Source organism: Streptomyces sp. NBC_01775 (assembly GCF_035917675.1).
Taxonomy (GTDB): domain Bacteria; phylum Actinomycetota; class Actinomycetes; order Streptomycetales; family Streptomycetaceae; genus Streptomyces.
The window spans coordinates 3,672,895-3,686,524 of the sequence record NZ_CP109104.1 but is presented as its reverse complement, the minus strand read 5'-3'; the positions used below and the strand labels follow the sequence as shown (position 1 = coordinate 3,686,524).

The following is a 13,630-nucleotide window of genomic DNA, read 5'->3' as shown; positions in this document are numbered from 1 at the left end:
ACACGCGAGGGAAGCAGGGGGCGTCATGGCCGCGTTGGCGAAATGGTGTCTGCGGCACCGGTGGGCGGTGCTCGGGCTGTGGCTGGTGGCGCTCTTCGGCACCGGGGCCGCGGGCGGAGCGCTGGGCAGCGACTACGCGAACAACTTCAGCCTCCCCGGGACCGAGTCCACCCGCGCGCAGGAGTCGATGCGCGACGCCTTCCCGGCCCTCGCCGGCGACACCGACACCGTCGTGTGGCGGGTGACGGACGGCACCGTCAGGGACGCGGAGACTCGGCGGCGGATGACGGCCGCACTCGCCGACATCGCCGACGTCGACCAGGTCGGCACCGTCGCCGGCCCCTACGGCAAGGGCGGCGCCGCGCGCGTCAGCGAGGACGGCAGGACCGCCTACGCCGAAGTGACCTTCACCGAGCCGGTGTTCGAGCTGGACAAGGCCAACGTCGAGAGCGTCGTGGAGCGCGCCGAACGGGCCCGCGCGGACGGCCTCCAGGTGGAGCTGGGCGGACAGGCCGTCGAGCAGACGCAGCAGCCGCCCAGCGGGCTCGCCGAGGGCGTCGGCATCCTCGCGGCGGCCGTCGTACTGCTGCTGGCCTTCGGGTCGTTCTTCGCGATGCTGCTGCCGCTGCTGAACGCGGTCTTCGCGGTCGGCACCGGCATGGCCGGACTCCTGCTGCTCAGCAACGTCATGGACCTGCCGGAGGCGGCGCCGCTGCTGGGCTCGCTGATCGGGCTGGGCGTCGGCATCGACTACGCGCTGTTCATCGTCACCCGGCACCGCAGGGGCCTCAAGGCCGGACTGGCCCCGGACGCCGCCGCGGTACGCGCCATGGACACCTCCGGGCGGGCCGTGCTGTTCGCCGGCGGCACCGTGTGCGTGGCGCTGTTGGCCATGTTCACCCTGCGCCTGGACCTGTTGAACGGGATCGCGCTGGCCACCGTCCTCACCACGGTGCTCAGCGTCCTGGCCGCCACCACGCTGCTGCCCGCGATGCTCGGCTTCCTCGGCCCGCGCGCCCTCAGCCGCCGCGAGCGGCGACGGCTCGACGCGGGCGACGCCGACGGGCGCACGAGCGGTCTCGCCCTGCGCTGGGCCGGCGTCCTGGAGCGCCGCCCGAGGGCGCTCGCGCTGGTGGCCGTCGTCGTGCTGGCCGCCCTGGCGGTGCCCGCGCTGTCGCTTCGTCTGGGCGCCAACGACCAGGGCAACGCGCCCACTTCGCTGACCACCCGTAAGGCATACGACCTGCTCGCCGACGGCTTCGGACCCGGCGTCAACGGGCCCCTGCTGCTGGTCGGCGACGTCGCGGGCGCGAGCGGTGCCGACGGTGAGGGAACCGGTGGCGGCGGCGAGGCGGAGCGCCGTGCCTTCGCCCGGCTGACCGACCGGGTGGCGGACATGAAGGGCGTCGCCCGGGTCGAGTCGCTGCCGGTACCGCGCGGCGGGAAGACGGCCGTGGCGCAGGTCGTGCCGACCACCTCGCCGCAGTCCGAGGCGACCGACCGGCTCATCGACACCCTCCGCGAGCGCACCGTGCCCGACGCCGAACGGGGCAGCGCGCTGCGGGTGGACGTGGGCGGAGCGACCGCCGGCCAGAAGGACTTCGCCTCGGTGATCTCCGGCAAACTGCCGCTGTTCGTCACCGTCATCGTCGCGCTCGGGGCGCTGCTGCTGCTCATGGCCTTCCGCAGCCTCGTCGTCCCGCTGACGGCGGCACTGATGAACCTGATCGCGGCGGGGGCCTCGTTCGGGCTGCTGGTGGCCGTCTTCCAGTGGGGCTGGGGCATCGACCTGCTCGCGCTCGGGAAGGAGGGGCCGATCATCTCCTTCCTGCCGGTCATCATGCTGCCGCTGCTGTTCGGCCTGTCCATGGACTACCAGGTGTTCCTGGTGAGCCGTATGCACGAGGAGTGGACCCACACCCGCGACAACGGGCGCGCCGTACGCGCGGGGCTCGCCGACACCAGCCGCGTCATCAACTCGGCGGCGCTCATCATGATCTGCGTCTTCGCCGCCTTCGCGCTCAGCGGCGACCCGGCCGGCGCCATGGCCGGGGTCGGTCTCGCGGGCGCCGTCGCGCTGGACGCGTTCATCCTGCGCACGGTGCTGGTGCCCGCGCTGATGTTCCTCCTCGGCCGCGCCAACTGGTGGCTGCCCGGCTGGCTGGACCGCGGGCTGCCGCACCTGGCGGTGGACCCGCCGGACAAGGACGTACGCGCGGGGAGCGGGCCGCAGCCGTCACCTTCGCCGGAGGCTCCCACCGAGCGGGACCCCGACGACGCCGACGACCGCGAGCTGGTACGGGCTGCGCCGGGGACGCACACCGGTGCCGCCCCGCGCCGCGCACTGCCGCGCCCACGGCAGGACGGTACGCGGGTACGCGGCACCGTGCGCGACGTGGACGGCGCATCTGTCGCGGGCGCCCAGCTCACGCTCGTCTCAGCGGGCGGCCTCCAGCTCGCCCGCACCCGGTCCTCCGCGACCGGCGAGTACGAGCTGCCGGCGCCCGGCAGCGGCGCCTACATCGTCGTCGTCACCACCGCCGCGCTGGGCGCCACCAGCCGCAGCGTCCTCATCAGCGACGCCCCCTACCGGCTGGATCTCCAGGTGGCCCCACCCCAAGAGTGAGGTGGCGGGGACGGCACGGGCGCCGGGCGTCTACGGGTGCGCGTAACAGTGGACGGTGACCGGCCGCGCCGCGCCCCAGTCCTGGTCGAGGGTGGCCAGCCGCTGCCAGCCCTGGCGTTCGTACAGGGCGGTCGCCGCGGTGTCGGAGGCCGCCACCTCCAGCACGGGGTGCAGCCCCCGCCCCGTGGCCTCCCGTACGGCGCGCGTCAGCAGCAGCGTCCCCAGCCCGTGGCCGCGCGCGGCGGGCGGGACGAACAGTCTGCTGACGACCGCCGCGCGCTCCGGCGCACCGGCCGCCCGGCTGCTCCACAGCCCGGCCGCCACGTCGCCGGGCGTACCGGGACAGAGGGTGACATGTCCCATGACCTGCCCCGACCACTCCGCGACCCACGCCCCGAGCGCCCCCGCGGGCGCGAGCCAGTCGGCGGGGCGCGGGGGCCAGTTGACGGGATAGCCGTCGTCGGCGTGCACGTCGGCGAGCAGGTGCGCGCAGGCGTCGAGATCGCCCTCGGTCCGGTCGCGTATCAGCGCGACGCCGGGGTGGGTGTCGGCACGGAGCCGGGGGTCGGTATGCATGGGCCACATCCAAGCAGCCGTGCGGCTCCCGCGCCCACGCCTTTCCCCGGGCACCTACCCCTCGAGCAGCTTGAGGACCTTCGGCCAGGAGTCGGCGCGGGCCGCCTGGTCGGCCTCGGCGGTCGGCGCCACCGCACCGTTTTGGCCGCCCTCCTCGCCGGGCTGCCCGAGCGGGAACCAGTTCACGTGGTGGCCCGCGTCCGGATAGACCAGCTTCTTCGCGCCGTGCGCTGCCATGTCGTTCGCGGAGGCCGCCGAGCCCCACATCTTGTCGTTGCCGCCCGCCACGGCCAGCACGGTGCCGCGCACCTTGTCCAGCGGGATCGGCCCCGTCGGCACGGGCTTGCCGTGATCGGCCCAGGCGACACTGCCCGCGAGGTAGGGGCCGTTGACCTTCGACGACGGCGCGTACGCCACCACGTCGCGGAACACCGACGGGCGGCGCTGGCCCAGCAGCTGGGCCGCCTCGCTGCCGCGCGAGTTGCCCATCACCGTCAGCCGCGACGGATCGGCGCCGTCCTGCTCGCGCAGGAGGCGGCCCGCGCGGGTGAAGTAGTCCAGGTCGATCATGTCGATGGCGTTCGGACGGCCCGAACCGGCCCCGCAGCGGAAGTAGCACAGCGACATCGCCGGATGCCCGTGCGAGGCGAGCAGCGCGGCGGTGTAGGTGCCCGCGTTGCCGCCCTCGGAGCCGCCGAACACCAGCACGGGCGCCTTCTTGCGGCCCGCTCCCTTGGCGGGCAGATACAGATCACCCGCCACCTTGTCCTTGGCGACGGTCAGCTTGCGGTGCGTGGTGCCCTTGGTGAGCCACTCGCGGGTGAGGGTACGGGCCGCGAGGCGCTCGCCCTTGTGCTTGCCGCTGCGCGCGGTGGCTGTGAGCCGCACCGTGTAGGCGCGCTGGGTGCCGGGCGGGCCCGGATGGTACGAGAACGTCGTGCCCGTCCCCCGCAGCTTCGCCGCGCGCCCGCCGGTGGGCCGCATACCGGACATCAGCCGCGCCGTGTCCTTCGTCATGTCGACCCGGCCCTTGCGGTCCGCTGTGCGCGCCAGCCGCGACGTCCACGCGTGGCCGTCGCGGTCGGTCGCCCGCGCGTCGACGCTCACGCGCGTGCGCGCGCCCAGCCCCGACAGTTTCGCCTCGACCTGCTCGTCCGCCAACGCGGTGGTGCGATCCGCCGTCAGCCGCGCCCCGTGCTTCCCGACCGGCTTCGCCGGGCCGTCGCCGCTGTCGGCGCAGCCGCTCACCCCGACGGCCACCACGATCCCCACGGCCACGGCCCGCACCATTCGCAAACGTCCCATCCTCCGCACGATACGACCCACCCACCCGCCGCCTTGCCCCCCGGGGGGAGGAGCGGAGCCGGCCTGGGGGCGTGAGCGCGCCTTCAGGCTCAGGAATCGGCTTCCGCCTCGGCCCCGGGAGCCGCCGGAGAGGCAGGCGCCTCGGCGGGGGGCCGCTCGAAGCGGCGGACGGGCGGGATCAGGGCCGTGGCCAGGCCGGCGGCGGCCACCAGCAGCGCGGCGGCGACCAGGGGCACGGCGGGGGACCAGGTCTCGGCGGTGAGCGGGGCGAGGGCGTAGCCCAGCGGCATGGCACCCAGCGACAGGAGCCAGTCGTAGGAGGTGACCCGGGCCAGCGCGGTGGCGGGTATCGCGTTCTGGACGGTCGTCTGCCACACGGGGTTGAGGAAGCCGAGCCCCACCATCGCCACCCCGTACGCGGCGATCGCGTACCCCGCGCCGGGGGCCGCCGCGAACACCGCGAGCGGCAGCGCGAACCCCGCCGCCAGCAGGTTCGCCACCAGCACCGGCCGCCGCGGTCGCACCCGCGAGGCCGCCAGGTTGCCGACCAGCAGCCCCACGGCGCCCGCCTGGACGACGGCCACCCACACGCCCTCCCCGCCCAGCTCCCGCACGGCGACCCCGGGCCCGAGAACGAGCAGCACGCTGATGGCCAGGTTGCTGACGGCGTGGCCGAGCAGGCTCGGCCAGTACCAGGCGCGGGTGCGCACCTCCGACCACCCTTCGGCCAGGTCGGCGCGGAACGAGCGCCGGGGCAGCGGCACATGGCCGACCCGTACCAACGCGAGCAGCGCCGCGCTCGCCGCGAAGGTGCCGGCATCCAGCAGGAAGGCCCACCCGGGCCCGGCGGTGAGGACGAGGACGCCCGCCAGCGCGGGCCCGGCGAGCTTGCTGGCGCTCTCGGCCGTCGCCATCAGCGCGTTGGCGCGCTGCCGCCCCTCGGCCGGGACGGTGCCCGCGACCAGCGGATACAGGCAGGGCATGGCGAACGCGGACGCGGCGCCGCCCACCGCTTCGGCGGCGCCGATCAGCACCAGCGACGGTTCGCCGCCGAGCAGCTGGAGCCCGGTGAACAGCTGCGCCGCGCACCGCACGAGGTCGGTGCCGAGCGCGACCGTACGGGCCCGTAACCGGTCGGCTATCACGCCGCCGACCGGCAGCAGCAACAGCTTGGGCACCATCGCGCAGCCGAGGACGAGCGCGAGCGCGGAGGTGGAGCCGGTCGCCCGCAGGACGGCCAGCGCCAGCGCGGCGGGCAAGGCGGCGTCGCCGACGAGGGAGAGCGTGCGCCCCGCGAACAGGAGCCGGAAGTCACGCTGACGGAGCGGATGAGGCATGCGCGCGACCGTACGCACATCCTCCGCACGCGGGAGCGGGTATCGCTGGGGGCGTAGCCGCTTCCTGGCTTGCCCCCTTATGGCGGGGGCCCCTTCACGGCAGCGGCGCCTTCACGGGAGATCCCCTTCACGGGAGGGGCGCACCGTCGGTGCGCGGCCTCGCGTGAAGGGGGCTGAACATCCCGGTCAGCGGCCGGCGGTGATCGTGATCGGCGGCAGCCCCAGCAGGTCGAGCGGAAGGGTCAGGGACTTCCCACCGCTGGGAGCCCTCTCATGGCCGGAAACCGGGCCGGCGGCGGCAGCGGCGGTACCGGCGGAGCCCAGCAGGGCGGCACCGGCCAAGAGGACAGCGACAACAGAAGTGCGTGTACGCATCACAACTCCTCCGATCGGGATGCCCCACGGAGGTGAGGCACCGTCGCCACCAATCTCGTCCGGTAGCCGGTCCGTCACCATCCGGGAATGCCGATCGGGTGAGTGGCGCCCGCCCGCATATTCCCCGGTGAAGACCGGGCCGGAGGACATGGCCGGGGCAGAAGAAACCCGGCGGCACCGAGAGTTCGGTACCGCCGGGCCGCGCCGCCCCGCTTCCCCGGCCGGGGAAGGGGAGCGGCGTCGGAAGATCAGAAGCGCCGGGTGATCAGGGCGCGCTTGACCTCCTGGATGGCCTTGGTGACCTCGATGCCGCGCGGGCACGCGTCCGTGCAGTTGAACGTGGTGCGGCAGCGCCACACCCCGTCCTTGTCGTTCAGGATCTCCAGCCGCTGCTCACCGGCCTCGTCGCGCGAGTCGAAGATGAAGCGGTGCGCGTTGACGATCGCCGCCGGGCCGAAGTACTGCCCGTCGTTCCAGAACACCGGGCACGAGGAGGTGCACGCCGCGCACAGGATGCACTTGGTGGTGTCGTCGAACCGCTCGCGGTCCGCCGCCGACTGGTAGCGCTCGCGGGTCGGCTCGTTCCCGGTCGTGACCAGGAACGGCATGACGTCCCGGTACGCCTGGAAGAACGGGTCCATGTCGACCACCAGGTCCTTGAGGACCGTGAGCCCCTTGATCGGCTCGACGGTGATCGGCTTCTCCGGGCCGATGTCCTTCAGCAGCGTCTTGCACGCCAGCCGGTTGCGCCCGTTGATCCGCATCGCGTCCGAGCCGCAGATGCCGTGCGCGCAGGAGCGGCGGAACGTGAGCGTCCCGTCCATCTCCCACTTGATCTGGTGCAGCGCGTCCAGGACGCGCTCCTTCGGGTCGATCTCCAGCGTGAAGTCCTGCCACTGCGACTCCTCGGCGACCTCCGGGTTGAACCGGCGGATGCGCAGGGTGACGGTGATCAGGTGCGAGGCGCTGTTCTCCGCCGAGTCGACGGGACCGGCGGAGTCGTTCTTGTCGAGAGTCGCGGTGCTCACGCGTTCCTCCTGGAGCCGTGCTGGTGAGCGAGGATGCCGGTGGGGCCGGGTTCGGTGACGGGCCTCGCCACCGGCTCCGGCCGGGGGTACGGGGGTCGCCCCCCGGGGAGAGGCCGCATCAGTACTTCCGCTCCATCGGCTGGTAGCGGGTGGTCACGACCGGCTTGTAGTCGAGCCGGATCGACTCGGTGCCGTCGTCGCCCACCTCGCGGTAGGCCATGGTGTGGCGCATGAAGTTGACGTCGTCGCGGCTGGGGAAGTCCTCGCGGTAGTGGCCGCCGCGCGACTCCTTGCGGGCGAGCGCGGACACGGCGGTGACCTCGGCCAGGTCGAGCAGGTTGCCCAGCTCCAGGGCCTCCAGCAGGTCGGTGTTGAACCGCTTGCCCTTGTCCTGGACGCTGATGTTGCGGAACCGCTTGCGCAGGGCGCCGATCTCCTCGACGGCCTCCTTCAGCGTCTGCTCCGTGCGGAAGACCATGACGTTCTTGTCCATGCACTCCTGGAGCGCCTTGCGGATGTCGACCACGCGCTCGTTGCCGGTGGCGTCCCGCAGGTTCTCGATCTCGTCCTGGACGAACCGCGCCGGGTCCTCGGGCAGCTCGACGTGGCCGGCCGTCGCGCTGTACTCCGCGGCGGCGATGCCCGCGCGGCGGCCGAAGACGTTGATGTCCAGCAGCGAGTTGGTGCCCAGCCGGTTCGCGCCGTGCACGGACACGCAGGCGACCTCGCCGGCCGCGTACAGGCCCGGGACGGGGGTGCTGTTGTCGAAGAGCACCTCGCCCTGCACGTTGGTGGGCATGCCGCCCATGGCGTAGTGCGCGGTCGGCTGGATCGGCACCGGGTCGGTGTACGGCTCGATGCCCAGGTACGTCCGTGCGAACTCGGTGATGTCCGGCAGCTTCGCGTCCAGCTGCTCCGGCGGCAGGTGCGTCAGGTCCAGGTAGACGTGGTCCTTGTCGGCGCCGCAGCCGCGGCCCTCGCGGATCTCGGTGTAGATCGCGCGGGAGACGACGTCACGGCTCGCGAGGTCCTTCATGACGGGCGCGTACTTCTCCATGAAGCGCTCGCCGTCCTTGTTGCGCAGGATGCCGCCCTCGCCGCGGGCGCCCTCCGTGAGCAGGATGCCCATCTTCCAGATGCCGGTCGGGTGGAACTGGAAGAACTCCATGTCCTCCAGCGGCAGCCCGCGCCGGAACGCGGCGGCCTGGCCGTCACCGGTCAGGGTGTGCGCGTTGGAGGTCACCTTGAAGAACTTGCCGTTGCCGCCCGAGGCGAAGACGACGGCCTTGGCCCGGAAGACGTGGATCTCGCCGGTCGCCAGCTCGTAGGCGACGACACCGGCGGTCTTCTTGACGCCCTCCTCCTCGTTGAGGAGCAGGTCGAGGACGTAGAACTCGTTGTAGAACTCCACGCCCTCCTTGACGCAGTTCTGGTACAGCGTCTGGAGGATCATGTGGCCCGTGCGGTCCGCCGCGTAGCAGGAGCGGCGCACCGGGGCCTCGCCGTGGTTGCGCGAGTGCCCGCCGAACCGCCGCTGGTCGATCTTGCCCTGCGGGGTGCGGTTGAAGGGCAGGCCCATCTTCTCCAGGTCGAGGACGGAGTCGATGGCCTCCTTCGCCAGGATCTCGGCGGCGTCCTGGTCGACCAGGTAGTCGCCGCCCTTGATCGTGTCGAAGGTGTGCCACTCCCAGTTGTCCTCCTCGACGTTCGCGAGGGCCGCGGCCATGCCGCCCTGCGCGGCGCCGGTGTGGGAGCGCGTGGGGTACAGCTTCGTCAGCACGGCGGTGCGGCTGCGCTTGGTGGACTCGATGGCCGCGCGCATGCCGGCGCCGCCCGCACCGACGATGACGGTGTCGTACTTGTGGATCTGCATGAGGTCTCTCGGATTCCCTCGCGGTGTCCTGCCGGGTGCTCTCGTCCCGGGGGGATCAGCGGATGTTCGGGTCGAAGGTGAAGATCACCAGCGTGCCCAGCAGGACGGTGAAGACGGTCGCCGTGTAGAGCAGCATCTTCAGCCAGAAGCGGGTGTTGTCCCGCTCCGCGTAGTCGTTGATGACGGTGCGCAGGCCGTTGGCGCCGTGCAGCATCGCCAGCCACAGCATCAGCAGGTCCCACACCTGCCAGAACGGCGAGGCCCAGCGGCCGGCCACGAACGCGAAGCCGATCTTGCTGACGCCGCCGTCCAGCACGAGCTGGATCAGCAGGTGGCCCAGCACGAGCACCACGAGCACGATGCCGGACAGCCGCATGAACAGCCAGGCCTGCATCTCGAAGTTGCCGCGGCTCGCCTTCGGCGTCTTCGCGGTCCGCGCGCGCGGCGGCTCGATCACGGGTGCGGGGTGGTCCACGTCGAACAGCGCGACATCGTCCTGGGGGCCGGACGGCTCCTGGTCCCCGGCGCCGGCGGTCTTGGTCGTCTCGGTCGTCGACATCACGCATCAGCTCCCGAACAGCGTGCGCAGGGTGTGCTGCAACACCGGATAGAAGGCACCGGCCATGAGGACGAACCACACGCCCAGCACGGTCCACAGCATCTGCTTCTGGTACCTCGCGCCCTTCGACCAGAAGTCCACGGCGATGACCCGCAGGCCGTTCAGCGCGTGGAAGAGGATGGCGGCCACGAGGCCGTACTCCATCAGGTTGACGAGCGGAGTCTTGTAGATGGCGACAGTGTCGTCGTACGCCTCGGGTGAGACACGCACGAGAGCGGTGTCGAGGACGTGCACGAACAGGAAGAAGAAGATGAGGACGCCGGTGACTCGATGAGCCACCCAGGACCACATTCCTTCCCGGCCGCGGTACAGCGTTCCAGCCGGCACGGAAAAACCCTCCGGGAGCGGATATTGGGGCCTGCCGGCTTCGGTAGGTCGGGCGGGCCCGGCCGGGTACGGTCCTCCGGCCATCGGTCATCGTAGCGACGCCGCGTCGGGACGTTGGTGCCGGGTGTGCCAGGTGTGATCAATCAGGCACCGTACGGCCTACGGCGTGTGGCCCGCTCTTTGTCTGACCCGTCGTCCTCTGCGCCCTGTCACCGCATCGCGCGGGGCGCTCGTCCTCAAACGCCGGACGGGCTGTTTATAGCCCGTCCGGCGTTTGAGGACCGGGGGGTTCGGGTGGGGGCCCCCGGCCGGAGACTGGGGGAGGAGCCCCTGAGAGAAACGGTGAAGGGGCGGGGCCGGGGGCTTAAATCGAGCCGGAGGTCGCCAGCCGGGCGAGTCGGCCCCGCGCCAAGCGGCGAAGCTCGTCGGCCGTGACGACCCACTCCTCCTCCCGCTCGCGCCCGAGCCGCTCACGGATCCCCGCGAGAGTGTGATCCAGCCGGTCCTGTGGCGCGCACCCGTCGAGACAGACGACGAACGCGTGCCCGAACTTCTGTTCGTAGGCAGCCTGAGCGGCCCGCAGCGCGGTGTGCGCCGCGAGGGTCCCGAGCTGCGGCTCGCCCAGCGGATGCGGCGCGGTCTCCCCGGCGAGCGCTTCGTGCAGGTCCACGGCGGTCAGGTCGTAGCTGGCCTCGTCCGCCGCCGCGAGCAGCGCCTCCACGTCGGGGTAGGGCCGGTGCGCCGCGAGGCGCCGGGCCCAGCGGTGGCTCCCGCAGCAGGTGAGGAGGAGGGATTCGGCCGCGTGGACGGCCGACCCGTTGAGCCCGTCCAGGGGCGTGACGGCCGGGGAGGTCACCTGTCCGCTCTGCCGCATGGGGTGGCTCATCTGCTCCGGGGAGGGGTGTGAAGGTGGTGTGGGAGTCTCGTCACCGTAGTCATGTGCCTGGAGTGTTCGGCCGTCCGAATCGTGTTTTTCACCCGGAAGGGAACATCCGGGAGCGCATAGCTGACGGGGGAGGGTTCGGAAAGGGAAATACCGTATTCGTATGGGACGAAACTGGTCAGAAATGCCTGGGCGGCCGGAACGGGACCGGCGTCCGGGAGAGTTCAGGTCCGGGTGGACCGAAGGGGCGGGACGAGCGAGCGTGGCGGGACGGACGGAAGAGACGGGGCGGCCCGGCGGGCACGGGGCGCGGACTCGGACACAGGGCCAGGCACGGGATGGGGCACACGGCCGGGCGCGGGCTGGGGCACAGGAGGTGACACGGGACCGGGCGGCGGACGGTTCACATGGCTGGACACGAGTCCGGCCCCGGGGCACCGCAGCGGCGACAGCCCTCGCGCTGAGCGGCCTGCTCGCCCTGACCGGCTGCGGCGACAGCGGGGCCGGCAGAGACGGGGCCCGGCCCTCCGGCTCCTCGTCCTCCTCGAAGTCCGGCAGCGGCTTCCAGCCGCCGCCCCCCAAGGGCCCGGACAGGGTGGGCCCCGCCCCCTCCGCCGTCCCCGCCGTACGCGAGTGGAAAGCCGTACGCGGCCCCGGCTGGAAGCCCACCCGCTACACCCGCGTGGTCACCGACACCGGCTCCCTCTCCGACGAGGCCGAGCTGCTCGCGGGCGAGCTGAAGGTCGACACGGCCAAGGGCCCGGCCCGCACCGGCGACATCGAACTCAAGCGCGGCGGCAAGGGCGGGGCCGAGTGCTACTCCCTGACCAGCCGCGCCGGGAAGGTCACCATCACGGGCGCGGGCGACGCCGGGGTCTTCTACGGCACCCGCACCCTCATGCAGACCTACCGCGCCCAGCACCGCTTCGCCGAGGGCACCGTCCACGACAAGCCGGACCGCGCCCAGCGCGGCTTCTCGCTCGACATCGCCCGCAAGCACTTCACCGCCGAGTGGATCGAGGCCCGCATCCGCGAGATGGGGGACCTCAAGCTCAACCAGCTCCAGCTCCACCTCTCCGACGACCAGGCGGTCCGCGTCGAGAGCGACACCCACCCCGAAGTCGTCTCCAGCCCCCGGCTGTCCAAGGCGCAGGTGCGGAGCATCGTCAAGCTGGCGGCCTCCCGGCACATCACCGTCATCCCCGAGGTCGACTCGCCGGGCCACCTCGGCGCGGTCATCGAGGCACACCCCGATCTCCAGCTGCGCAGCGCCTCCGGCAGCACGGCGCGGGGCGCCATCGACATCAGCAACCCGCGCGCGGCGAAGATCGTCGACGATCTGCTGGGGGAGTACGCGGACCTCTTCCCCGGCACATACCTGCACCTGGGCGGCGACGAGTACCAGGCGCTGATGACCAAGGACCCCGAGGCCACCTACCCGGGCCTGGCCAAGGCGGCCCGCGAGCGCTACGGCAAGGACGCCGGCGTCCAGGACCTGGCCACCGCCTGGCTGAACGACCGCGCCAAGACCGTGCGCAAGCACGGCAAGACCCCGCAGCTGTGGAACGACGGCATGCACCGCGACGGCGTCGTCGAACCCTCCCGGCACCGCCAGGTGAACTACTGGACGGGCAAGGAGATGGGCGCCCGCCAGCCCGAGGAATACCTGAAGGAGGGCTGGAAGGTCGTCAACCTCAACGACGAGTACCTGTACTACGTCCTGGGCCAGCCGAACGACTTCAGGTACCCGACGGGCCGGCGGATCTACGAGCAGTGGACCCCGGCCGTCGTACGCGGCACCAAGCCCGTGCCGTCCCGCTACGCCGGGCCCCAGCGCATTCTCGGCGGCCGGTTCGCGGTGTGGGGCGACATCTCGAACGCCCAGACGCAGGAACAGGTGGCCCAGGGGATCCGCCTCCCCCTCGCGGCGACGGCCCAGAAACTGTGGGACCCGCGAAAGCCGAAGGAATCCTGGAGCGGCTTCATGGCTCTCATGAACCGGGTGGACTGAGCGCCGCGTACGTGCCCGACCGGTGAACTGCCCAGAAGTCAGGGACGTAAGAGGGTTCGACGGCAGGACAGCTCGAACCGACCCGGGACGGCATTCGCGATGGCACGGACGAACTGGAAGAAGTTCCGCTCAGTGGCACTCCCCGTGCTGGCGTTCGTCGTGCTGGCACTCGTCGCGCTCACCGCGGTGCTGATCGCGCTTCCCGGCGGCGGGGCTGATGAGGGTGTGGCCGACTCCTCCAGGGGCGGCCCCCAGTGGGAGAAGGGGGTCACCGCGGGGGACGTCGGCCGGCAGCTGGGAGTGGAGGTCCCGGAGGGTGCGAGGCAGCGGCGGGCCGGGTTGCAGATGAATCCGCAAGAGGACGTCCTGCTGCTGTCCTTCCAGCTTCCGCGCGACGAACTGGGCCCCTTCGTCGAGAAGCTGGCCCTGGAGGACCCGTTGAAAAAGCTTGAGCCGATCGACGCCGAAAAGCCGTCGGCGGCTCCCTTCGGACACCTCAAGCTGCCCGAGCCCGAGACCCTCGACCAGGTGCGGAAGGGATCCGTCTGCCCGCCCTGCGCCGGGAACAAGAAGTCCCGGGTGCAGTCGCTGGAGATCTTCACCCAGCCCCTGGGGAAGGAGCGGGTGCGGGTCTATCTGCGGGGCTTGTGAGGCCGGTGGGCCCCGGTCG

The 13,630-nt window shown here is 72.0% G+C and carries 12 protein-coding genes; 3 read left to right on the top strand and 9 right to left on the bottom strand.

Annotated elements, in window-relative coordinates:
* Positions 1-25: 25 nt before the first annotated feature.
* Complete coding sequence (locus OHB04_RS16365) at positions 26-2,626, top strand: MMPL family transporter (RefSeq protein WP_326807703.1); 2,601 nt, start codon at positions 26-28, stop codon at positions 2,624-2,626.
* Between the two features lie 30 nt (positions 2,627-2,656).
* Here the strand turns inward: OHB04_RS16365 and OHB04_RS16360 are convergent, their stop codons facing one another.
* The 9 genes from OHB04_RS16360 to OHB04_RS16320 all read right to left on the bottom strand — a co-directional run bounded on the left by OHB04_RS16360 (position 2,657) and on the right by OHB04_RS16320 (position 10,940).
* Positions 2,657-3,202, bottom strand: a complete 546-nt coding sequence (locus tag OHB04_RS16360) for a GNAT family N-acetyltransferase (protein WP_326688428.1) — start codon at positions 3,200-3,202, stop codon at positions 2,657-2,659.
* A gap of 54 nt (positions 3,203-3,256) precedes the next feature.
* Positions 3,257-4,507: an acyl-CoA thioesterase/bile acid-CoA:amino acid N-acyltransferase family protein gene (locus OHB04_RS16355; RefSeq protein ID WP_326688427.1), complete on the bottom strand. Its 1,251-nt coding sequence runs from the start codon at positions 4,505-4,507 to the stop codon at positions 3,257-3,259.
* 89 nt (positions 4,508-4,596) lie between these two features.
* Positions 4,597-5,844 (bottom strand): MFS transporter, encoded by a 1,248-nt coding sequence (locus OHB04_RS16350; protein ID WP_326807702.1) that lies wholly within the window; start codon positions 5,842-5,844, stop codon positions 4,597-4,599.
* A 186-nt stretch (positions 5,845-6,030) separates the two neighbouring features.
* Positions 6,031-6,219: a hypothetical protein gene (locus OHB04_RS16345; RefSeq protein ID WP_326688425.1), complete on the bottom strand. Its 189-nt coding sequence runs from the start codon at positions 6,217-6,219 to the stop codon at positions 6,031-6,033.
* Between the two features lie 248 nt (positions 6,220-6,467).
* Positions 6,468-7,247: a succinate dehydrogenase iron-sulfur subunit gene (locus OHB04_RS16340; RefSeq protein WP_326688424.1), complete on the bottom strand. Its 780-nt coding sequence runs from the start codon at positions 7,245-7,247 to the stop codon at positions 6,468-6,470.
* A gap of 118 nt (positions 7,248-7,365) precedes the next feature.
* Complete coding sequence (sdhA, locus tag OHB04_RS16335) at positions 7,366-9,120, bottom strand: succinate dehydrogenase flavoprotein subunit (protein WP_326807701.1); 1,755 nt, start codon at positions 9,118-9,120, stop codon at positions 7,366-7,368.
* Positions 9,121-9,175: 55 nt separating this feature from the next.
* Positions 9,176-9,679 carry a succinate dehydrogenase hydrophobic membrane anchor subunit gene (locus OHB04_RS16330; protein WP_326688422.1) on the bottom strand — a complete coding sequence of 168 codons (504 nt, stop codon included), beginning with the start codon at positions 9,677-9,679 and terminating at the stop codon, positions 9,176-9,178.
* A 6-nt stretch (positions 9,680-9,685) separates the two neighbouring features.
* Entirely contained in the window at positions 9,686-10,066 is a 381-nt protein-coding gene (sdhC, locus tag OHB04_RS16325; protein ID WP_326688421.1) for a succinate dehydrogenase, cytochrome b556 subunit, read from the bottom strand.
* Positions 10,067-10,430: 364 nt separating this feature from the next.
* Positions 10,431-10,940 carry a 2-oxo-4-hydroxy-4-carboxy-5-ureidoimidazoline decarboxylase gene (locus tag OHB04_RS16320; protein WP_326807700.1) on the bottom strand — a complete coding sequence of 170 codons (510 nt, stop codon included), beginning with the start codon at positions 10,938-10,940 and terminating at the stop codon, positions 10,431-10,433.
* A gap of 385 nt (positions 10,941-11,325) precedes the next feature.
* Here OHB04_RS16320 and OHB04_RS16315 point away from each other — a divergent pair, with 385 nt between their 5' ends.
* Both OHB04_RS16315 and OHB04_RS16310 read left to right on the top strand, forming a co-directional pair.
* Positions 11,326-12,960 carry a beta-N-acetylhexosaminidase gene (locus tag OHB04_RS16315; RefSeq protein ID WP_326688419.1) on the top strand — a complete coding sequence of 545 codons (1,635 nt, stop codon included), beginning with the start codon at positions 11,326-11,328 and terminating at the stop codon, positions 12,958-12,960.
* A 99-nt stretch (positions 12,961-13,059) separates the two neighbouring features.
* Positions 13,060-13,611 (top strand): hypothetical protein, encoded by a 552-nt coding sequence (locus tag OHB04_RS16310; protein ID WP_326688418.1) that lies wholly within the window; start codon positions 13,060-13,062, stop codon positions 13,609-13,611.
* Positions 13,612-13,630: the final 19 nt, after the last annotated feature.